The sequence below is a fragment of the Stenotrophomonas terrae genome (assembly GCF_001431465.1).
GTDB lineage: Bacteria > Pseudomonadota > Gammaproteobacteria > Xanthomonadales > Xanthomonadaceae > Stenotrophomonas > Stenotrophomonas terrae.
Genome location: NZ_LDJJ01000006.1, coordinates 114,556 through 134,577 on the forward strand (window position 1 = coordinate 114,556; position 20,022 = coordinate 134,577).

The 20,022-nt window shown below is 63.7% G+C and carries 17 protein-coding genes; 9 read left to right on the forward strand and 8 right to left on the reverse strand.

Annotation, left to right across the window (positions count from 1 at the left end; translation table 11 throughout):
- The first annotated feature begins 172 nt into the window (after positions 1–172).
- Positions 173–2,599: a mechanosensitive ion channel family protein gene (locus tag ABB27_RS02290; protein ID WP_057626607.1), complete on the forward strand. Its 2,427-nt coding sequence runs from the start codon at positions 173–175 to the stop codon at positions 2,597–2,599.
- A 132-nt stretch (positions 2,600–2,731) separates the two neighbouring features.
- Here ABB27_RS02290 and ABB27_RS02295 read toward each other — a convergent pair whose 3' ends face one another.
- Both ABB27_RS02295 and ABB27_RS02300 read right to left on the reverse strand, forming a co-directional pair.
- Complete coding sequence (locus ABB27_RS02295) at positions 2,732–3,871, reverse strand: MFS transporter (protein WP_057626608.1); 1,140 nt, start codon at positions 3,869–3,871, stop codon at positions 2,732–2,734.
- An 84-nt stretch (positions 3,872–3,955) separates the two neighbouring features.
- Complete coding sequence (locus ABB27_RS02300) at positions 3,956–5,176, reverse strand: MFS transporter (protein WP_057626609.1); 1,221 nt, start codon at positions 5,174–5,176, stop codon at positions 3,956–3,958.
- Between the two features lie 116 nt (positions 5,177–5,292).
- On the opposite strand from ABB27_RS02300, the gene ABB27_RS02305 reads away from it, so the two are divergent.
- Together ABB27_RS02305 and ABB27_RS02310 are read left to right on the forward strand one after the other, a co-directional pair.
- Positions 5,293–6,045, forward strand: a complete 753-nt coding sequence (locus tag ABB27_RS02305; protein WP_425477469.1) for an AraC family transcriptional regulator — start codon at positions 5,293–5,295, stop codon at positions 6,043–6,045.
- A 212-nt stretch (positions 6,046–6,257) separates the two neighbouring features.
- Positions 6,258–6,620 carry a hypothetical protein gene (locus ABB27_RS02310; protein ID WP_057626610.1) on the forward strand — a complete coding sequence of 121 codons (363 nt, stop codon included), beginning with the start codon at positions 6,258–6,260 and terminating at the stop codon, positions 6,618–6,620.
- A 200-nt stretch (positions 6,621–6,820) separates the two neighbouring features.
- Here the strand turns inward: ABB27_RS02310 and ABB27_RS02315 are convergent, their stop codons facing one another.
- The 3 genes from ABB27_RS02315 to ABB27_RS02325 all read right to left on the reverse strand — a co-directional run bounded on the left by ABB27_RS02315 (position 6,821) and on the right by ABB27_RS02325 (position 10,269).
- A complete protein-coding gene (locus tag ABB27_RS02315; protein ID WP_057626611.1) occupies positions 6,821–8,341 on the reverse strand; it encodes a serine hydrolase domain-containing protein in 1,521 nt (506 codons plus the stop codon).
- Positions 8,342–8,415: 74 nt separating this feature from the next.
- Positions 8,416–9,228, reverse strand: coding sequence for a helix-turn-helix transcriptional regulator (locus ABB27_RS02320; protein ID WP_057626612.1), 813 nt, complete (start codon positions 9,226–9,228; stop codon positions 8,416–8,418).
- 135 nt (positions 9,229–9,363) lie between these two features.
- Complete coding sequence (locus ABB27_RS02325; RefSeq protein ID WP_057626632.1) at positions 9,364–10,269, reverse strand: alpha/beta hydrolase; 906 nt, start codon at positions 10,267–10,269, stop codon at positions 9,364–9,366.
- 260 nt (positions 10,270–10,529) lie between these two features.
- Between ABB27_RS02325 and ABB27_RS20135 the strand changes: the two genes are divergently transcribed.
- A complete protein-coding gene (locus ABB27_RS20135) occupies positions 10,530–10,925 on the forward strand; it encodes a helix-turn-helix domain-containing protein (RefSeq protein WP_057626613.1) in 396 nt (131 codons plus the stop codon).
- A gap of 263 nt (positions 10,926–11,188) precedes the next feature.
- Here ABB27_RS20135 and gpmA read toward each other — a convergent pair whose 3' ends face one another.
- Positions 11,189–11,938: a 2,3-diphosphoglycerate-dependent phosphoglycerate mutase gene (gene gpmA / locus ABB27_RS02335; protein ID WP_057626614.1), complete on the reverse strand. Its 750-nt coding sequence runs from the start codon at positions 11,936–11,938 to the stop codon at positions 11,189–11,191.
- A gap of 410 nt (positions 11,939–12,348) precedes the next feature.
- Here gpmA and ABB27_RS02340 point away from each other — a divergent pair, with 410 nt between their 5' ends.
- From ABB27_RS02340 to ABB27_RS02350, 3 genes are all read left to right on the forward strand, one after another.
- Positions 12,349–13,209 carry a pirin family protein gene (locus ABB27_RS02340; protein ID WP_057626616.1) on the forward strand — a complete coding sequence of 287 codons (861 nt, stop codon included), beginning with the start codon at positions 12,349–12,351 and terminating at the stop codon, positions 13,207–13,209.
- A gap of 200 nt (positions 13,210–13,409) precedes the next feature.
- Entirely contained in the window at positions 13,410–14,129 is a 720-nt protein-coding gene (gene aqpZ / locus ABB27_RS02345; protein WP_083491100.1) for an aquaporin Z, read from the forward strand.
- A gap of 243 nt (positions 14,130–14,372) precedes the next feature.
- Positions 14,373–14,834, forward strand: a complete 462-nt coding sequence (locus ABB27_RS02350) for a hypothetical protein (RefSeq protein ID WP_152984397.1) — start codon at positions 14,373–14,375, stop codon at positions 14,832–14,834.
- Positions 14,835–14,882: 48 nt separating this feature from the next.
- On the opposite strand, the gene ABB27_RS02355 is transcribed toward ABB27_RS02350, so the two are convergent.
- Positions 14,883–15,734, reverse strand: coding sequence for a pirin family protein (locus ABB27_RS02355; RefSeq protein ID WP_057626618.1), 852 nt, complete (start codon positions 15,732–15,734; stop codon positions 14,883–14,885).
- Positions 15,735–15,966: 232 nt separating this feature from the next.
- Between ABB27_RS02355 and ABB27_RS02360 the strand changes: the two genes are divergently transcribed.
- Complete coding sequence (locus ABB27_RS02360; RefSeq protein ID WP_057626619.1) at positions 15,967–18,033, forward strand: carbon starvation CstA family protein; 2,067 nt, start codon at positions 15,967–15,969, stop codon at positions 18,031–18,033.
- The gene (locus tag ABB27_RS02365) at positions 18,033–18,257 is read left to right on the forward strand and encodes a YbdD/YjiX family protein (RefSeq protein WP_057626620.1); all 225 of its coding nucleotides are present in this window, start codon (positions 18,033–18,035) and stop codon (positions 18,255–18,257) included. The genes ABB27_RS02360 and ABB27_RS02365 overlap by 1 nt, the downstream gene beginning before the upstream one ends.
- A gap of 217 nt (positions 18,258–18,474) precedes the next feature.
- Here ABB27_RS02365 and ABB27_RS02370 read toward each other — a convergent pair whose 3' ends face one another.
- Entirely contained in the window at positions 18,475–19,725 is a 1,251-nt protein-coding gene (locus ABB27_RS02370) for a DUF819 family protein (protein WP_057626621.1), read from the reverse strand.
- Positions 19,726–20,022: the final 297 nt, after the last annotated feature.

A 20,022-nucleotide genomic window follows, 5' to 3' on the forward strand; every position in this document is an offset into this window, starting at 1 on the left:
GATAACCGTGCCGTACCTGAGTCAGGAGGCCGGCCACTGCAGCCAAACCCGTCCCTACGGCCCGCCTCCCCCTCCATGCAAACCGACGCTGTGCGACACTGCGGCGACGCGGACAAGAGCGTCTACCCGTCGGGAATCGCCCATGCATTGGCTACGCCCAGCTGTGCTCTTTTTGGCCGCGACCTGCTGCCATGCCGCCCACGCCCAGGCAACGCCACCGCCTACACCGGCCGCCGCCGCACAATCGACGCCCACCCCGCCGGAACCTGTCGACAGCGCGCTGATCGTGATCCGCGCCGACACCGACGAACGTCTTGCGATCTCCGCCATCGAGCTCGCCGGGCAGCCCGACCCCACCGCCGCGCTGGCTCCCACCCTGGAAGCGATCACCCGCTCCGTGGACCAACGCAGTCAGGCCCTGTCACCGGTGCAGCTGCGCAGGGTTCCGATCATTCGCCTGGAAAGCCTTGACCGGCACTGGAAATTCGACAGCAAGCGCTTTGCACGCTGGCGCGATGCCCTGCAGACCGCCACCGAGCCCTATGCCGCAGACGCTGCCGAGCTGGCGCGACGCCGGGCCAGTTGGCAGCTGACCCGGCAACATCCAACCGACATCCCACCGGTGCTGTTGAGCCGCATAGACGCCCTGATCACGCTGCTGACCCGCGCCGAACAGGCACTTGCAGGCCCGCTCTCAAGGCAGATGGAACTGGGTGCCCGCGCCAATGCACTGGAGGCGCGGCTGCAGTCAGGCCACGCCGCTGTCACCGATGCCATCACCTACCTCGACCACCAGCTGCTGCAGCTGGATGCGCCGCCGTTGTGGCAGGCCGAAGTGGATTCTCCCGACCAACGCGCAGCTGCCAGCGACGCCCTCAGCTCTGGCCTGCAGATCGAACTCGAATTCAGCCGCGCCTATGTCGGCGAGCACCGGCGCACGCAGTTCCTGTTCCATGCGATCCAGGTCCTGTTGATTCCGCTGTTGATCTGGGGCTGGCACTACAGCCGGCGGATGTCCGCCAACGGCAGCATTGAAGCGGCGACGCAGCGCGTGCTGGCCCGGCCCGTATCCACCTGGCTGCTGCTGTCGACCATCGTGATGCTGGTCATCGAGCCGGATGCACCGCTGCTTACCCTGCAGATAGGCATGCTGTTCGCGCTGGTCTCGGTGTTGCGGCTGCTGCCACCAGGGAGCCGCCGATTGCTGGGCTACTGGCCATTGGTCGCATCGTTGCTGTATCTGCTTGGGGGCTTGGGCATTGTCTTCCTGTCCAGCAACATCGCATTCCGCTACTACACCTTGGCATTGACCGTCACCGCGATGCTGTTGACCGGGCTGGTGCAGTGGCAGGCTTACCGCAGCGGGCACACCCGTGCTACCGGCCGCGCCGGGCAAGCGCTGCGCATGGCGGCATGGGGCGCACAGGGTTTGTTCGCCGTGTCATTACTGGCCAACGTCGTCGGCAACCTCACGCTGGCAGAGATGCTGACCAGCGCAATCATCGACAGCGCCTACTTCGGCTTGCTGCTTTACGTCGGTATCGCCGCGTTGTTGAGCCTGCTGCACCTGTTGCTGAGCAGGCCCAGCTTGGCGCGCTACCGGCTTGCCCGTGATCACGCGCCGCCATTGCTGGCGCTGCTCCGCCGGTTGGGCATATTCGCCGCCGTTGTCGGCTGGGTGGTCTATGCGATGGACAGTTTCCGCATCCTGCGGCCGACCTACACAGTACTGAGCAGCCTGCTCTCGTATGAATTTTCGATAGGCGAATTCAGCTTGTCGCTGGGCCAGGTATTGGCCTTCATCGCGGCGATCACCATCGCCTTCTGGTCTGCGCGGATAACCCGCCTGCTGCTGCAGGATGTACTCCAGCACGGCACCAGCATCTCACGCGGCATCGGCAACAGCATTGCTTCGCTGGCCTCGTACGCCGTACTGATGCTGGGCTTGATCATCGCGTTGTCCGCCGCCGGCTTCAAAGGCAGCCAACTGGCACTGCTGTTCGGTGCGCTGGGCGTCGGCATTGGCTTCGGCCTGCAGAACGTGGTCAACAACTTCGTTTCCGGCCTGATCCTGATGTTCGAACGGCCCATCCAACCCGGCGACGTGGTCGAGGTTGGCACCATCAACGGCCGCGTACGCGATATAGGCATGCGCTCGACCCGCATCAAGACCTTTGATGGCGCCGATGTGGTGGTACCCAACGGCACTTTGCTGTCCGAACCGCTGGTCAATTGGACCCTGCTCGACCGCAATAGACGCATCGAGGTCAATGTAGGGGTTGCTTACGGCAGCAATCCCCAGCAGGTACTTGAACTGTTGTCGAACTGCGCCAAGCAGACGCCGAGTGTCGCCAATGAGCCTCCGGTTGCCGCACTGTTTGTCGGCTTCGGCGCCAGCTCACTGGATTTCAGCGTACGCGCCTGGACCCGCGACTACGACAACTGGCTCAGCGTCCGCAGCGAGCTCATCAGCCGAATCCACGCCGCCCTGCAAGACGCTGGCATAGATATTCCTTACCCCCAGCAGGATGTGCATGTACGCAGCTTGCCGAAAGCGCCGCCTGATGCTTCCGGCCCACCCCTGCCGCCGACTGCTTGAGCCCTGGTTCGATGGCATAACTGAAAGCTGCGCGAGGAAGCCAGTCGTAGCCGACGGCTTGGACATGCACCGTGTTCCAGCAGTGAACCCAAGCACCTCACCTTGAACATCTGCCGCACCCATCAACGATGTTCAGCGCACCCGCAGCAGCGAACCAATCACCGCCACGCAGGCCAATGCCGCCGCGGCGACAAGAAACGCAGTCTGCAGCGACCACTGCTGGGCGATGAAGCCAATCGCTGCCGGCCCCAGCAATACCCCGGCATAGCCCATGGTAGTGACTGCCGGAATGGCGACGCTCTCCGGCATACGTGTCTGCCGCCCGGCCAGGCTGAACATCACCGGCACGATATTGGCGCAGCCGATGCCCACCAGCGCATAGCCAACCATCGCCATCGCAAAACTGGGCACCAGCGTAGCCAGAACGAAACCACCGCAGGCCAACATGCCACCGGCGAGCACAGCGATGCGCGGGCCCAAGCGGTTGACCACGCTGTCACCCAACAGGCGCGCGGCGGTCATGGCGATATTGAACGCCACGAATCCCCAGCCGGCATGCGCCACCGCCACTCCTCGCACCTCGTGCAGGAACACCGCGCTCCAGTCCAGCATCGAGCCTTCGGCGAGAAAGCTGATGAAGCAGACCACGCCGATAACCACGACCACGCCGCGCGGCAAGGCGAAGCTGGACGCCCCGTGCGGCGCGCGCTCGCTGCGCCACCAGCGCGCCGAGCCAGCGGTGATCGCCACCACCCCAGCGGCGACCACCAGCGACGCCGCCAAGGCACTGGCTCCTGCCGACAGCAGCAGTGATACCAGGGCCGCGCCGGTCAACGCACCGATGCTGTAGAAGGCATGGAAGCCGGACATCATCGCGCGACCGGACTCACGCTCCACCACCACCGCCTGGATGTTCATCACACAGTCCATCGCGCCTATGCCGGCACCGAACACCAACAAGCTGATACCAATCGCCGACGGCGTGGATGCCGTGGCCAGCAGCGGCAAGGTAAGCACCATCATCAACACGGTCAGCAGCATCACCTGGCGGCAACCGCGACGCGCTGCCAGCATCCCGGCCAGCGGCATCGACAGCAGCGAGCCCAGGCCCAGGCAGAGCAACAGGACACCCAACATTGCATCGTCCAGCCCCGCCCGGGCCTTGGCAAAGGGCACCAGCGGCGCCCAACAGGCAATGGCAAAGCCAGGAATGAAGAACGCCGCACGCGTGGACACACGCTGGCGGGCCGGTAACGTCGTCGAATCAGGCATCAGTGCAGTATTTGGGAGATCATCCAGGCAACAGCCTATGCGGCGTTCGCGCGAACGCCAAGCGCCGTACCTGTATGTCCGGCATCAATGTCCCAGCGCACGCCGGCTGGGCAGGAATGCGGCGACGATACCCAACAGCGGCAGGAACGAGATCACCTTGTAGACCCAGATGATGCTGGTGTGGTCGGCCAGCACGCCAAGCACTGCCGCCCCAAGGCCGCCCATGCCGAACGCAAAGCCAAAGAACAGGCCGGACACGGTACCGATGCGGTTGGGCATCAGTTCCTGCGCATACACCAGGATCGCCGAGAATGCCGAGGACAATACGAAGCCGATGATCATCGACAGGATCATGGTCCATTGCAGGTTGGCGTACGGCAGCATCAAGGCGAACGGCGCCACGCCCAGGATCGACGCCCAGATCACCGGCTTGCGGCCAATCCGGTCACCCAGCGGCCCACCCAGCAACGTACCTGCCGCCGATGCCGCCAGGAAGCCGAACAGATGCAGCTGCGCGCTCTGCACCGACACATCGAACTTCTGGATCAGGTACAGCGTGTAATAGCTGCTCAGGCCGGCGATATAGAAGTACTTGCTGAAAATCAGCACCAGCAGGATCGCGATCACCCAAGCCACCGTGCGCGGCGGCAGCTGCGGCAAGGCGTAGGCCTGCGCCGGCCGGGGGCTGGCTGCACTGGCAACCAGGTGCTGCTGGTACCAGCGGCTCACATAGCTCAGCAGTCCGATGCCCAGCAGCGCTGCACCGGCAAACCAGGCCACGCTGCTCTGTCCGTTCGGCACGATCACCAGCGCCGCCAGCAACGGGCCGACGGCCGTGCCGGCGTTGCCACCGAGCTGGAACACCGATTGCGAAAGCCCGTGGCGGCCGCCGGAAGCCAGGCGCGCGATGCGCGAGGATTCGGGATGGAAAATCGCCGAGCCCACGCCAATCAACATCGCCGCCGCCAGCACCGTACCGAAGTTGGGTGCATACGCCAGCAGCAACAGGCCGCACAGCGTGGAGGTCATGCCCATCGGCAAGGAGTACGGCGCCGGGCGCTTGTCGGTACGCAGGCCGATCAGCGGCTGGAACACCGAAGCGGTGAGCTGGTAGGTCAGCGTGATCAGGCCCACCTGGGCGAAGCTCAGATGGAACTGGCCCTTGAAGATCGGATACAGCGCCAGGATCAGCGACTGCATCATGTCGTTGACCAGGTGCGAGCTGCTGATTGCAGCCAGCACACCGACAGCGACGGGGCGACGTTGTGTAGCGGGGACTGCAACCGATGGAGCAATGGATGACATGGCGTGACCGCAGTTGGGGGGCGGATCGCATGGTAGATTCAACCCCCACGCCCATCCTGCGCGATATGGTCATGCATCTTCTCGAAAAGGACATAGCTCCCCGCAAGGGCCGCCGCATGCCGCTACCGGTGGGCCCGGATACCGCCGTGTACTGCAAGGCGCGCGATTACGACGCCACCACGCCGATTCCCCTGCACCACCACCCCGACCGGCACCAGTTGATCTACGCCGAAACCGGCGTGCTGGTGGTGCGTGCTGGCATGGGCCGCTGGGTCGTGCCCAGTACCCGCGCGATCTGGATGCCCGCCGGTATCGGCCATCAGGTGCACTGCATCGGCGCGGTACGCATGCGCAGCCTGTACATCGCCCCCAGTCACATGCCGCAGGCACCGGCCACGCCGTCAGCGGTTTCCATCACGCCACTGCTGGCGGCCCTGATCCACGCCGCCGCCAGCGTGGCGCAGCCCTATCGCGAGCACTCCCGCGACGGCCGCCTGATGCGTTTGATCCTGGATGAGGTACAGACCTTGCCGGAGCTGCCCCTGCACCTGCCCGAGCCCAGCGATCCGCGCCTGCGCAGGATTGGCAGGCAGCTGGAGCGACATCCCGACGATGCCTCCACCTTGCAGGACTGGGCCGAACGCCTGCAGGTGGACGTGAAAACCATCCAGCGCCTGTGTGCCCGCGAGCTCGGCATGACCTTTGGGCAATGGCGCCAGCAGGCACGCCTGCTGCGCGCACTGGAACGGCTGGCGGTGGGCGAGAAGGTCATCGACGTGGCCCTGGCGCTGGGTTATGAAAGCCCAAGCGCGTTCGCCACCATGTTCAAGCGCCGTTTCGGCCTGACACCCAGCCAGTTTTTCCGTTGAGTGCTGCCGGCGTGCGCGGCGCGCGGCGCTGCGGCCCATCGCTGTGACCCATCGCTGCGGCGCCATGCGGCACGCGCACCTGCCGCGACGCGCATGTATGCATGCCGGCTGGCAACGACTCCGTGGTTTTCGCTATGCTGCGCCGCCGCTCGCCCGGGATCCACCTGCGCGGGCTTTGCATTTGTAGAAATATTTACTTCATTGGATGGCAAATGGCTGCAAACGTAAGACTTGACGCATTGAGCGAAATCGCCGGCTTCATCGGCGCGGCACTGGTGGACGGCGACAGTGGCATGACCCTGGGCACCCTGGGTGGCGGCGCCATCAACATGGAAGTTGCCGCCGCCGGCAACGCCGATGTTGTCCGTGCCAAGCGCCGCGTCGCAAACGCACTCGGCCTGACCGATGTGGTGGAAGACATCCTGCTAACCCTGTCCAAGCAGTACCACCTGATCCGCCCGCTGGACGGCAACAAGGATCTGTTCCTGTACGTCATGCTTGATCGCACCCATGCCAACCTGGCGATGGCGCGGCACGAACTGAAGTCGTTCGAGAAGACCCTGGATTTCAAGTAAGCCCGTACAGAACGCGTGACCAGAAGCCCGGCTCGACGCCGGGCTTCTGCGTTGTACGACATGCGACCGCGCACCTCGTTTGTGGGAGCGGCGTAAGCCGCGAAGCAAGTAGATGCTCAGACCGCAAACACCAGGGAAACTTCAGCGTAGCCAGCTTCGCGGCTTACGCCGCTCCCACAAACTGAGCCCGCCGCTTGCAGTTAGTCAGGCAAGGCACGCAGATAGCGCTGCCCATCGAATTCAAAGCCAAGCAGCCCACCTTGCCCGTCCCGCAGGAACTGCAAGGGCTCCGGTATCGACAAGGGTCCATCCTGGGCAGCAAACAGATCCGGCGCAGCCGGTGTGAGCTTGCGATTGAGCGCGCCGATCTGCAGCTGCAGATCTTCGCCATCGACTGACAACCGCGCGGTAACCGGCAGCGCCGAACCACGGAACTCACCTGCATATGCGGCAGTCACTTCAGGCTGCCATCGCCAACCCTGCCAACGCGGATCGTCATGCTGCTTTGCCTGCCGCGCGCGCATGCCCGCCAGCTGCTCGGCCACGCGCTGCGGATAAGCCTTCTGACGGATCTGCGCCCACGACGACGCCTCAGGATGGTCCACCAGATACTGGAAAAACTGCACAACCGTGCGTGAGGTCAGCCAGCCAGTGGCATTGTCCGAGTTGGAGAACACGCCGATCCCCACGCCCAGATCCGGCGAGAACGCCATCATGCTGCGTGCGCCGGTATAGCTGCCGCCGTGGATGTAGAGCGTATGCCCTTCGAAGTCACACACGTTCCAGCCGTAGGCATAACCGTTGCAGGGCAACTCGTAGGCATTGCGCGCCTTCGGATCCACCTGCGCCCCGATACGATGTGCAGCCTGCAGCGCACGGGCATCCAGTTGTGGCGACAAGCCCGCGCCCAGCTGCAAGCGCAACCAGCGGCCCATGTCGCGCGGCGAGGTCATCATCCCGCCGGCCGAATGCATGAGCGCATCGGGTTTGGGTGGTACCAGCCGCCAACCCTGCCCCGCACCCAGCCACTGGTGATTGAAGGCCAGCTGTGCCGGATCAAAGGACGAGGTGCGGGTTGCGGTTTCATGCAGTTGCAGCGGCGTGAAAAGCTGTTGCTGCAACCAGTCCTGCCACGAGCGGCCGGTGCTTTGCTGCAGGATGGCCGCGTAGATGTTGTAGCCCAGGTTGTCGTAGTCGAAGCCATCGGCGCGCTTGCTGGCGAACTGCTGCAGCAGCTGCGGATACAGGGCCGGATCGGGACTGCCGATGTAGGCCTCCAGCGTGGTGATGACATCGGCACTCAAGGGAACGCGGTGATTGAGCAGATCGGCCAAGGTCCAGGCAGCTGGATCGACACCGTCGGGCAGGCGCAGCTGCGGCCAGTGATCGGCCAGGGTACTGTCCAGGCGCAGCACGCCCTGCTGATCCAACAACTGCGCAAGCAGCCCCATATACGACTTGGTCTGTGAGGCGATATACATCGGCGTGTGCATGGTCAGCGGCGCTGCCGTGCCGGCATTGCGCTGCCCGCGCGCATAGCCCAGCAGTTGCCGATCGCGATCGACCACCACCACCGCATAGCCGGGCCCGAGCTCCGGAATGCCGTCCAGGAACGTGGCCAGTTGGCGCGCAGCTTGTTCCGGAGTCGCGGCCGATGCCGTTGCCGCGGCGCCGAGGCAGGCGGGTAGCAAGAGCAGCGACAGGATGTTGCGCAGATACATGGGCTGACTCCGTGACTGACCGCAAGCACGATGCCCTATCGCTGCCGGGTAAATCTTGAACGGATTGAACCTGCTCATGCCCGCAGCAGCGCGCGCAACCGGGCCGGGGTCAAGCCGCTATGCGCCCGCGCAATGCGGCTGAGATGGGATTGATCGGCAAAGCCGGCACGCTGTGCCACATCGGCCAGCGCGTGGCCCTTGGCCAACAACGGCAAGGCCCGCTGCAGCTGTGCGCGTGCGCGGAACACCGATGGCGCGCAGCCCATCCAGCGCGCGAACGCGCGGGCGAAGTACACCGGATGCAGGCCAAGCTCGCCCGCCAGATCGGTCAGCGGCACGCTTTCATCCTGCAGACGCTGGCAGCACAAGACCAACCAACGGGGCGGCGTGCCGCTGGGGCGCTCATCTGTGCTGGCCATGCCGGCCAGCAGCTCCCAGAGCCGGGCATCAACATCGGCAGCGAGCAGCTCTTCAGCAAACAAGGCCGACAACAGGCCCCGTCCCTGCAACAACAACGGCTGCAGCGCGTGCCCGCGCCATTGCCAGGCGCGGCCGATACCGAGGTTTTCCTGCAGGTCGAACGATGCCGGCAGATCGATGCCGAGCATCAGCGCACCGCTCGGCCCGTAATCATTGGCATGCGCAACGCCTGCCTGCTTCACACCCAGCGCTGGCGCAGCCAGCCGCTCCTCGCCCTGCCCGGTCTGCTCCATCAAAGTACCGAGCAGCAACAACGAAAGCTGGTGACAGTCGTGCGCGTGTCGGCGCATGCGCTCACCTGGTGCATACCAGCTGACCCGTGCCGCCAGATGCTCGCCGCTGAACACCCGGCGCCGGGTTGGGCCCTGCGCGGCATCGATCCGATGCATGGTTGGCGACGAGGACATGGCGTAACGAGGGCAGCAGGGATTGAACGAAGTCTAGCCAAACCGGGCCGCGACGCACCTGCCGTTGGTCGTGGTTCCGCAAGCCGGGCCCGGCCGCTGTCCGCGCGCCGGTACCGACCCAGCGGATTGGACGACTCAGCTCTTCGGCGCGGCCAGCAGGTACTTCAGCCCATGCATGAAGCCACGCGGGGCAACGCTGAGATGGTCCTCGTCATTGAGCACGTCCAGTTTCAGCTCCAGTGCCTGCCCACCACGAGCGCCCAGCAGGCCGATCATGCGCTGCGCATCGACCACCATGTCAACATCGCCGCCGTGCTGTACCGCTTCGTACTCGCCCACATACATGTAGGCCCGCACCGGCTGCTCGGCCGGTTTGGCGGCCGCGGCCAGACGGCGCTCCATCTCGTGCTTGTCAAACCAGTACGACGGGCTGCCGAGGATGTAGCCGCTGAACAACTGCGGCCGCTCCAGCAGCACCTGGGTGCCAAGCAAGGCGCCATAGGAATGACCCAGCAACAAGCGCCGGGCTTCGTCCGTGCGGTAACGCTTGGCCACGAAGGGCAGCGCCTGGGTTTCCAGATAGGTGATGTAGGCGCTGGCGCCACCGTGCACGGCATCGGCTGGCGAACCGCTGGGGCCATTGGCGGTAGGCGTATAGTCGCGACGGCGACTCTGCATGCCGCCCTCGCCCTTGGCATAGGACAGGCCAACCAGGATGAAGTCGTCGATCTTGCGGCCTTCGACATTCAGGCGCCGCGCCATCTGCCAGACCAGCGGGAAGGCATAGTCGGCATCGGTGACATACAGCACCGGATAGCGCTTGTCGGGGTTATCGGCGTAGCCCGCTGGCAGGGCCACAAATACCTGGTAGTTGCGGCCACTGACCGGATCGGGCACGTCCCAGACTTCACTGCCAAGCACTTCGTAAGGATTGCCTTCGCCGCGCTGAGCGCTTGCTGCTGCGGGCTTCGCAGCGGCCGCTTCAGGTGTGGCATTGGGTGCAGCTTCGGGAGCACCACTACAGGCGCTCAGCGCCACCATTGCCACTACCGACATCATCCATTTGCTCAAGCAGACTCTCCAGTGATCGTGATCAGTGGCCGATGATGGCATGCCGCCGCACGCATCTGAAGTTCACCCCGGCCACCGGCATACGCGATGCGAACCTGTGGTTGCCATCAGGTAAAAACGCAAGCTATTGATTCAACTGGACCGACACGCCGCTGTCGGCTTGCTGTCGTGTCGTCGATGGCAGTTGTCCGGCAGCCTGGCAGCTCGGCTAACATCGGCGGGAATGCAGCATGGAAGATGAAACAGTGAAGATCGATGGAAAGCGAATCAGGCAACTGCGCGAAGCCCGAGGCTGGTCGCAGGAACACCTGGCCAGCATCTGCGGCTTGAGCGCGCGCACCGTGCAACGTCTGGAAGCCGAGGGCAATGCCTCGCTTGAGTCGCGGATGGCGGTTGCGGCGGCGCTGGAGGTTGCGGCGGAGGACCTGCTGCCCATCCCGCCTGTCAGCAACCCACTCACCATCACCGCCGCGCCAAACCCTGCAGGCATCCGTACCGAGAACCTGATGATTGGTCTGGCACTGCTGGTGATGGCACTGCTGTATGGCGGTTACAACATCGGGAAGGACCTTGCCATGCGTGACAACGCACGCTGCGCCGCCAGCCCCACCCAATGCCAACGTTGAGGGTACAGCCCGAGCTGCGGAACTGATTTTTCTTGTAGGAGCGGCGTAAGCCGCGAAGCAGAGACATCATCAGATGCCATCTGCGCTTGCCGCCTCAGCGACGTCAGCTTCGCGGCTTACGCCGCTCCCACAAATCCAAAAATCCACCAATCCAAAGTGGGCCGCTCCTACAAACGCAAAAACCGATGCCAGCATGCTGACATCGGTTTTTGGGTGATTCACTGCCTGAGCAGGCAACAACGACGCTGCTTTCAGCGGGTCGCTTACTTGGCCTTGCCCTGGTTGGCCACGGCCTCGGCAGCCTTCTTGGCCGCTTCCGGATCGCCCAGGTAGCGGAACGACTTCACAGTGAGGTCGTCGTTCAATTCAAACAGCAACGGAATGCCGGTCGGGATGTTGAGCTCAAGGATCTGCTCCTTGCTCACGTTGTTGAGGTACTTGTACAGCGCGCGCAGCGAGTTGCCGTGGGCGGTGACCAGCACGGTCTTGCCGTCCTTCAACTGCGGGGCGATGGCGTCATGCCAGTACGGCAGCACACGCTCCAGCGTGGTCGCCAGCGACTCGGTGGCCGGCAGCGCGTTGCGGTCCAGGCCGGCGTAGCGGCGGTCGTGGATCGGGTGGCCCGGATCGGCCAGGTCCATCGGCGGCGGCGGGATGTCGTAGGAACGACGCCATACCTTGACCTGCTCCTCGCCGTGCTTGGCGGCGGTCTCGGCCTTGTCCAGGCCCTGCAGGCCACCGTAGTGACGCTCGTTCAGGCGCCAGGACTTGTTGACCGGCAGCCAATCCTGGCCCAGCTCGGCCAAGGCACCCTGCAGGGTGTGGATGGCGCGCTTGAGCACCGAGGTGTGGGCCACATCGAACTGCAGGCCTTCTTCCTTCATCAGCCAGCCAGCGGTAGCAGCCTCCTGGCGGCCCTGCTCGGTGAGGTCCACGTCCACCCAGCCGGTGAAGCGGTTGTCGAGGTTCCACTGGCTCTGGCCATGGCGCAACAGCACGAGTTTGCGGGTCACTGCGGAGGTCTCCGGAATGGGAAGGAAGATGGCGATTGTAGCCCTTCACGTTGCTCTCCGGTCCTTGTTTGGGGGCTTGGGTAGGGCAGCCGTGTAGTTGCAGGGGAGACTGGTTTTCTTTGCTTGCCCGGTTGTTTTGATGGATGCGCAATAGCAGGAGCTCACCCCTCCCCAGCCCTCCCCTTCGCTGCGCGAAAGGGAGGGGGCCAAAGCGGCTACGCGGCGATTCATCAAACAGCCGCGAACCGCCCCCTCCCTTTCGCATAGCGAAGGGGAGGGTTGGGGAGGGGTAACGCTTTCAGCCCCATCAACCCACCCAAACAACAATCCATTCCCCGCACGACGACTCCCTCTTCGCTTCTGCCATGCCATCCTGCGCGCACATTCAAGCAATCCGGAGCCAGCCAGCCATGACCACCATCATCAGCCCGCGCGTCCACGATCTTGGCGGCTTCCAGGTACGCCGCGCGGTCCCCACGCTGCAGGCGCGCAGTGTTGGTTCGTTCGTGTTCGTGGACCATATGGGCCCGGCCATCTTCAGCCCGGGCCAGGGCATTGATGTGCGTCCACATCCACACATCGGCCTGGCTACGGTCACCTTCCTGTGGGCCGGCCAGATCGGGCACCGCGACACGCTGGGTTCGGAACAGGTCATCCGCCCCGGCGACGTCAACTGGATGACCGCCGGCCGTGGCATTGCCCACTCCGAACGCACCCCCACTGCGGTACGTGAGCACGAACAGGCCGTGCATGGCATGCAGACCTGGGTTGCCCTGCCCAAGAGCCACGAAGAAACCGAGCCGGCCTTCTTCCATTTCGGCGCCGACCAGCTGCCACAGCAGCGCCGCGATGGCGCCTGGCTGCGGGTGATTGCCGGCCGCGCCTACGGCGAGGAATCGCCGGTGAAGGTATTTGCCGACACCTTGAACGTCGCCATCGACCTGGCACCCGGTGCCGAGATCGACCTGGATACCTCGCACATCGAGCGCGCGCTCTACATCCTGGAAGGCGACGCACAGCTGGACGGCACCGACGTCCCCAGCCAGCACCTGATCATTCCCGAGCCGGGCGCGCGCGGCCGCCTGCGCGCCAAGACCCCCGTCAAAGCCATGCTGATGGGCGGCGAGCCGCTGGATGGCCCGCGGCATCTGTGGTGGAATTTCGTTTCCAGTTCCAAGGAGCGCATTGAGCAGGCCAAGGACGATTGGCGTGAAGGCCGCTTCGGCACCATCCCCGGCGATGACAAGGAGTTCATCCCGCTGCCAGGCTGACTCCGCTCCTCCCACCAAGGCCAACGCAGGTCACCACGTACAGCCGTTGCCGCCCTGTAGCCAGCAAGGCGCAAGCCGCGCATAGTGCTAAAGCACTACAGGCAAAAGCGGGAAATAGTTAACGATTTCGCTACGCGTCCGCACCTCTTCTCCGTTACTTTCCCCACACCCGAATCGGGGAACATAAAAGGAACGACACAATGAGCATGGGAAAGCGTTTGGCGGCCGAGTTTCTCGGCACCTTCTGGCTGGTCTTGGGTGGCTGCGGCAGCGCGGTATTGGCTGCGAAATTCGGCGGCGACGGTAATCCGCTTGGTATTGGCTTTGTCGGTGTTGCCCTCGCCTTCGGCCTTACCGTACTCACTGGCGCCTATGCGTTCGGCCACATCTCCGGTGCCCACTTCAACCCGGCCGTGAGCATCGGCCTGTGGGCCGGCGGCCGCTTCCCGGCCAAGGACCTGCTGCCCTACATCGTCGCCCAGGTGCTGGGCGGCATCGTTGCTGCCTTCATCCTGCTGCAGATCGCCCAAGGCAATGCCAGCTTCCTGATTGATGGCAGTTCGCCCGGCGCCTTCGCCAGCAATGGCTACGGCGCACTGTCGCCGGGTGGCTATACCGTGGCTGCTGCGTTCCTGTGCGAAGTAGTGCTGACTGCGGTGTTCCTGATCGTGATCATGGGTGCTACCCATGGCCGTGCCCCGGCCGGCTTCGCGCCGATTGCCATTGGCCTGGCCCTGACCCTGATCCACCTGATCAGCATCCCGGTTACCAACACTTCGGTGAACCCGGCCCGCTCCACCGCCGTCGCCCTGTTTGCCGGCGCCGGCGCGATCAGCCAGCTGTGGCTGTTCTGGGTGGCGCCCATCCTTGGCGCGGCCATCGGCGGCCTGGCCTATAAGTGGATTGGCAGCGACAAATAAACCGCGTTATTGGTTTCAACTGATACGGATATACCGAACGGCCCCCCTGCGGGGCCGTTCCCGTTATGAAACGAGGTTTTGCATGTGATGGGGATTTTGTAATACCGTCGCCACTTGGCTGGCGCGCATGGGGATGCACGTACAGAGGGGGACGGATACCTCCCACCAGCCATGACGTCACTTCAGAAACATCCACACGACTTCGTCGCGCCGTTGGGCCGATGTTCCATGGGGGAATGCGTAGTGAAGACTGTCTGTATTTTTTCTGCCGTACTTGCGCTCGGCGTCAGCGCCAGCGCTTTCGCCCAACAGGCCGTGCAATGCCCGTCACTGCCAGCCAATAGCGGGCTGCACTGGGACCAGCAGACGCAGAGTGATTTCATCGTCTGCAAGGCCACCACCGAAGATGGCCGCACGGTACTGAACATGATGCTGAGCGGGCGTGATCCCGACCTGGCCTTGAACCGCCCGCTGCGTGCGGAGAAGGGCGAGTTCGGCGGCGAGCAGATGTACTGGTACAAGCTGGACATGGGTGGCCGCGACGTCCCCGGCCTGGAGTCACGCCGCATCAGCGTGGTCAAGCTGGACAAGAACCGCTACGCGCAGATCTGGATCGATGCCGCCGACACCACCGAGCTGGGCACGCTGCAGAACCTGACCCAGAGCTTGAACCTCAACCCGTCCGCCTTGGCCGGCAGCAACTGAGCCGGCGCTGATACCGGTCCCGGCGCAGCGCGCGGGACCGGTCATCGCTCAGAAGCGGCCTTCCTGGTAATCAACGAAGGCCTGCATCAACTCCTCGCGGGTGTTCATCACGAACGGCCCATGCCGCGCTATTGGCTCGCGCAACGGACGCCCCGCCACCAGGATCAATCGTGCGCCCTGCGCACCGGCGCGCATCTGCAATCTGCTGCCACCACCCAACACGGCCAGCTGCTGCAGTTCCACCGCACGCGCATCCTCATCTTCACCCAGCGATGCATCGCCTTCGAAGACATAGGCGAACGCGTTGTGCCCGGCCGGCAGCGGGCAGGTCCAGGCGCTGCCCGGGCTAAGGCTTACGTCCAGATACAACGGCTCGGTAGCCGGCTGCTGGATCGGCCCGCTGACCGAATCCACCGTACCAGCGATCACCTTCACGCTCACGCCCTCGGCCGCTGCCAGCTGCGGAATGCGTTCGGCCGCGAATTCCTGATAGCGCGGATCGGTCATCTTGTCGCGCGCCGGCAGGTTCACCCACAGCTGGAAGCCCCGCATGCGACCTGATTCCTGCTCGGGCATCTCCGAGTGCACAAGCCCACGTCCGGCTGTCATCCATTGAACGCTGCCAGGCGTCAGCAAACCCTCGTTGCCGTGGTTGTCCTTATGCCGCATGCGGCCATCGAGCATATAGGTCACCGTCTCGAAGCCACGGTGCGGATGCTCCGGGAAGCCGGCGATGTAGTCCTCTGCCCTGTCGGTGCCGAACTCGTCCAGCATCAGGAACGGATCAAGCTCCGGCAATGATGGCGTGCCGATGACACGGGTCAACCGCACCCCTGCACCATCGGAAGTGGGCATGCCACGGATGCTGCGAACCACCCGGGCGGAATCCTGGTTACTCATGAGGAATCTCCTTGAACATGCAGCAGACAATGACTGCCGCCAGTACCCAAACCAATCATCATCACTGCAACCATTTGTTCCAGCCTGCCACTGAAAGCCAAAGCGCCCCCGCAGTCATGTTCGATAAGACATTGGCCTAAGACCAAAGTCGCATCCGCTTCAGCCGCCATGCACATTGACCCCCGACCAGCATGGGTAGAACCTTGGGCATATTCCCCTGCGAGGCAACTCGATGAAAGGTTTTTCAAAAGCCGGATGGGCGCTGCTGTCCCTGATTGGCGCATTCTGTCTAGGCGTCGTGGCGCTACGGCGCGGCGAACACATCAATGCCCTGTGGATCGTGGTGGCTGCGGTATCGCTGTATCTGGTGGCCTTCCGCTACTACGGCCTGTTCATCGCCAACAAGGTGCTGGGGGTTGATCCCACCCGCGCTACGCCGGCGGTGATCAACAACGATGGCCTGGACTATGTGCCCACCAACAAGCACGTACTGTTCGGCCACCACTTCGCCGCGATTGCCGGTGCCGGCCCGCTGGTGGGCCCGGTGCTTGCCGCGCAGATGGGCTACCTGCCCGGCACGCTATGGCTGATTGCCGGCGTGGTGCTGGCTGGCGCGGTGCAGGACTTCATGATCCTGTTCATCTCGACCCGCCGCAACGGCCGCTCGCTGGGTGACCTGGTGCGCGAGGAGATGGGCCAGGTGCCCGGCACCATCGCCTTGTTCGGCGTATTCATGATCATGATCATCATCCTGGCGGTGCTGGCGATGATCGTGGTGAAGGCACTGGAGGGCAGCCCCTGGGGCATGTTCACGGTGATCGCGACCATGCCGATCGCCATCCTGATGGGCGTCTACATGCGCTACATCCGGCCGGGCAAGATCGGCGAGATTTCTGTCGTTGGCCTTATCCTGCTGCTGGCTGCCATCTGGTACGGCGGCAAGGTTGCCGCTGACCCGGTGATGGGCCCGATGTTCACCTTCACCGGTATCCAGATCACCTGGATGCTGATCGGCTACGGTTTCGTCGCCGCCGTGCTGCCGGTGTGGCTGCTGTTGGCCCCGCGCGATTACCTGTCCACCTTCCTCAAGATCGGCACGATTGTCGGCCTGGCGATCGGCATCCTGATCGTGATGCCGGAACTGAAGATGCCGGCGCTGACCCAGTTTGCCGATGGCACTGGCCCGGTGTGGAAGGGCAGCATGTTCCCGTTCCTGTTCATCACCATTGCCTGCGGTGCGGTATCGGGCTTCCATGCACTGATCAGTTCGGGCACCACGCCCAAGCTGCTGGCCAATGAAGGCCATGCCGCCTACATCGGTTATGGCGGCATGCTGATGGAATCGTTCGTGGCAATCATGGCCATGGTGGCCGCTTCGATCATCGAGCCGGGCATCTACTTCGCCATGAACAGCCCGGCCGCCATCATCGGCACCGACGTGGTGCATGCTGCGCAGGTCGTGACCAACTGGGGCTTTGCCATCACCCCGGAGCAGTTGACCGCAACCGCCTCGGAGATTGGTGAACACACCATCCTCTCGCGTGCCGGTGGCGCGCCGACCCTGGCCGTGGGTATCGCGCAGATCCTGCATGCGGTGCTGCCGGGTGAAGGCATGATGGCGTTCTGGTACCACTTCGCCATCCTGTTCGAAGCACTGTTCATTCTGACCGCGGTGGATGCCGGCACCCGTTCGGGCCGCTTCATGCTGCAGGACCTGCTGGGCAACTTCGTGCCGGCCCTGCGTCGCACCGATTCGTGGGTGGCAAGCTTCATCGCCACCGGCGGCTGCGTGGCGCTGTGGGGGTACTTCCTGTACCAGGGCGTGACCGATCCGCTGGGCGGCATCAACATGTTGTGGCCGCTGTTCGGCATCGCCAACCAGATGCTGGCCGGCGTGGCGCTGCTGCTGTGCACCGTGGTGCTGTTCAAGATGAAGAAGGACAAGTACGCCTGGGTGCCGCTGATCCCGGCCATCTGGCTGCTGATCTGCACCACCGCAGCCGGCTTCATCAAGATCTTCTCCGACATCCCGGCAGTGGGCTTCCTGGCCCAGGCACACAAGTACCGTGACGCCATTGCCGCCCAGGAGCTGCTGGCACCGTCGAAGAACTTCGACCAGATGCATCAGGTGATGGTCAACAATTACATCAACACCGGCCTGACCGCGCTGTTCCTGTTCGTGGTGTTCGCGGTGCTGGTGTATTCGATCAAGACCATTGCCGTGGCACGTCGTTCGCCGACGCGTACCGACAAGGAAACGCCTTATGTGGCATTGAAGCCGCACGAGGTTGACCTGTAATGGGTACCGAGCTGGTCCCCGTCGGCCAGTACCAGACGTTCCGCCGCACCTGGCGGCGTCTGGTGCAGACCGCGCGGCTTTGCTGCGGCGTGCCGGACTACGACAACTATGTCCGGCACATGCGCGAGAAGCATCCCGACCGCGAGGTCATGGATTACAAAACCTTCTTCCGCGAACGCCAGGAAGCCCGCTTCGGCGGCAGGAGCGGTTTCCGCTGCTGCTGAAGCAACGGGAAGATAAACAAAAAGGCGGCGCCACTGGCGCCGCCTTTTTGCTACCTGTAGTGCCGAGCCATGCTCGGCATTCTCTTCATGTAATGCCGAGCCATGCTCGGCAGAGGCCTCACCGGTAACACCCTGCCGAGCATGGCTCGGCACTACAAATGCGCGGACGCATTGTCGGCTTCGCGGCTCACGCCGCTCCTACCAACGTGCTGAAGCCTCAGGCGCCCGCCATCCACTTCAGCATCAGGCCGGTCATATAGGCGATCACCGTGCCGGTGGCGTAACCCACCGTGCCAAGCAGCACACCCACCGGCGCAAGCGTGGGATGGAATGCCGCCGCTACCACCGGTGCCGATGCGGCGGCGCCGATATTGCCCTGCGAGCCAATGGCAAAGAAGAACAACGGCGCCCGCAGCAAACGACCCACGATGTACAGCAGGCCGATGTGCACGCCCATCCAGATCACGCCCAGCAGGAACAGCCACGGGCGGTCGGCCAAGGACAGTAGATCCATCTGCATGCCGATGCAGGCAATCAGGAAGTACAGGAACAAGGTGCCGATCTTCGATGCACCGGCAGCTTCCAGGTTGCGCGCGCGGGTGAAGCTCAACAGCAGGCCGGCAAGCGTGGACAGCATCACCACCCACACAAACGAAGAATCCAGCGAAGCCTTGCTGGCCCAGCTCACGTTCTGCCCGAACCAGCCGGCCAGCGGCGTGGCCAGCGCATGCGCAAGACCGACGATGCCCAGGCCAACACCCACGATCACCATCAGGTCGGTCAGGCTGGGGTTGCGCGCGCTCTTGGCTTCGTATTCGGCGATGCGGCGTTTCATGTCATCGATGGCCGAGGTATCAGCACCGCTCTTGGTATCAATCGCCTGCGAGCGCCCAGCCAGCCAAAGCAGTACCGCCATCCACAAACTGGCGCAGGCCACGTCGACCACGGCGATCTGACCAAAGGTCGTTGCATCGACATTGAACGTCTCGCGCATGGCAGCCATGTTGGCGCCACCGCCGATCCAGCTGCCGGCCAAGGCGGCCATGCCAGCCCAGGTATCACCGGCCACGGTTTCCGGGTGGATGAACTTCATCACCTGGAACGACACCGCCGCGCCCAGCACGATGCCGACGGTACCGGTGACGAACATGATCAGCAGTTTGGGCCCCAGCTTGGCAATGCCCTTCAGGTCGATGGACAGCGTCAGCAGCACCAAGGCGGCCGGCAGCAGTACGTCGCGTGCGATCGGGTTGTAGAGCTTGGTGCTGTGGCCGTCGATCAGGCCGGTGGTGTTGTAGATGGCGGGGATGAAATAGCACAGCAACAGTGCGGGCACCCAGCTGAAGACTTTCTTCCAGAATGGGGTCGGGCCGCTGGCCAGCCAGAAGATCAGGGCCAATGTGGCAGCAATCAGGCCGAGGCCGACGATGTCATTGGTGATGAGGGCGGTACTGGGTTCGGTCGGCATAAGGCCTGTTCCTGTCGATCGAAGGGAAATAAAAACGCCACGTTGGTGACGTGGCGTGGGAGGTGGAGCCTAGCATGGTGGTGTTGTGTGCGGGGTTTGTCTGGGGAAAGCGGCGCTTCGCGGCTTCCCCTCTCCCCAACCCCTCTCCCGCAAGGGGAGAGGGGCTCAGCGCGCTCCGAGCGCCAGCAACATATGCACCTGCAGCTTCAAAGCCCCTCTCCCCTTACGGGGTGAAAGGAGCAGCTTGCGAACCATAGGTTCGCTGCTCATTGAACGCCCTTGCGCTGGCGCAAGGGC

Coding starts and splice junctions, on each gene's coding strand:
- ABB27_RS02295 (WP_057626608.1), bottom strand. CDS start 3,871: ATGCCTGATTCGACGACGTTACCGGCCCGCCAGCGTGTGTCCACGCGT.
- ABB27_RS02300 (WP_057626609.1), bottom strand. CDS start 5,176: ATGTCATCCATTGCTCCATCGGTTGCAGTCCCCGCTACACAACGTCGC.
- ABB27_RS02305 (WP_425477469.1), top strand. CDS start 5,293: ATGCCGCTACCGGTGGGCCCGGATACCGCCGTGTACTGCAAGGCGCGC.
- ABB27_RS02310 (WP_057626610.1), top strand. CDS start 6,258: ATGGCTGCAAACGTAAGACTTGACGCATTGAGCGAAATCGCCGGCTTC.
- ABB27_RS02315 (WP_057626611.1), bottom strand. CDS start 8,341: ATGTATCTGCGCAACATCCTGTCGCTGCTCTTGCTACCCGCCTGCCTC.
- ABB27_RS02320 (WP_057626612.1), bottom strand. CDS start 9,228: ATGTCCTCGTCGCCAACCATGCATCGGATCGATGCCGCGCAGGGCCCA.
- ABB27_RS02325 (WP_057626632.1), bottom strand. CDS start 10,269: ATGGTGGCGCTGAGCGCCTGTAGTGGTGCTCCCGAAGCTGCACCCAAT.
- ABB27_RS20135 (WP_057626613.1), top strand. CDS start 10,530: ATGGAAGATGAAACAGTGAAGATCGATGGAAAGCGAATCAGGCAACTG.
- ABB27_RS02340 (WP_057626616.1), top strand. CDS start 12,349: ATGACCACCATCATCAGCCCGCGCGTCCACGATCTTGGCGGCTTCCAG.
- aqpZ (WP_083491100.1), top strand. CDS start 13,410: ATGAGCATGGGAAAGCGTTTGGCGGCCGAGTTTCTCGGCACCTTCTGG.
- ABB27_RS02355 (WP_057626618.1), bottom strand. CDS start 15,734: ATGAGTAACCAGGATTCCGCCCGGGTGGTTCGCAGCATCCGTGGCATG.
- ABB27_RS02360 (WP_057626619.1), top strand. CDS start 15,967: ATGAAAGGTTTTTCAAAAGCCGGATGGGCGCTGCTGTCCCTGATTGGC.
- ABB27_RS02365 (WP_057626620.1), top strand. CDS start 18,033: ATGGGTACCGAGCTGGTCCCCGTCGGCCAGTACCAGACGTTCCGCCGC.
- ABB27_RS02370 (WP_057626621.1), bottom strand. CDS start 19,725: ATGCCGACCGAACCCAGTACCGCCCTCATCACCAATGACATCGTCGGC.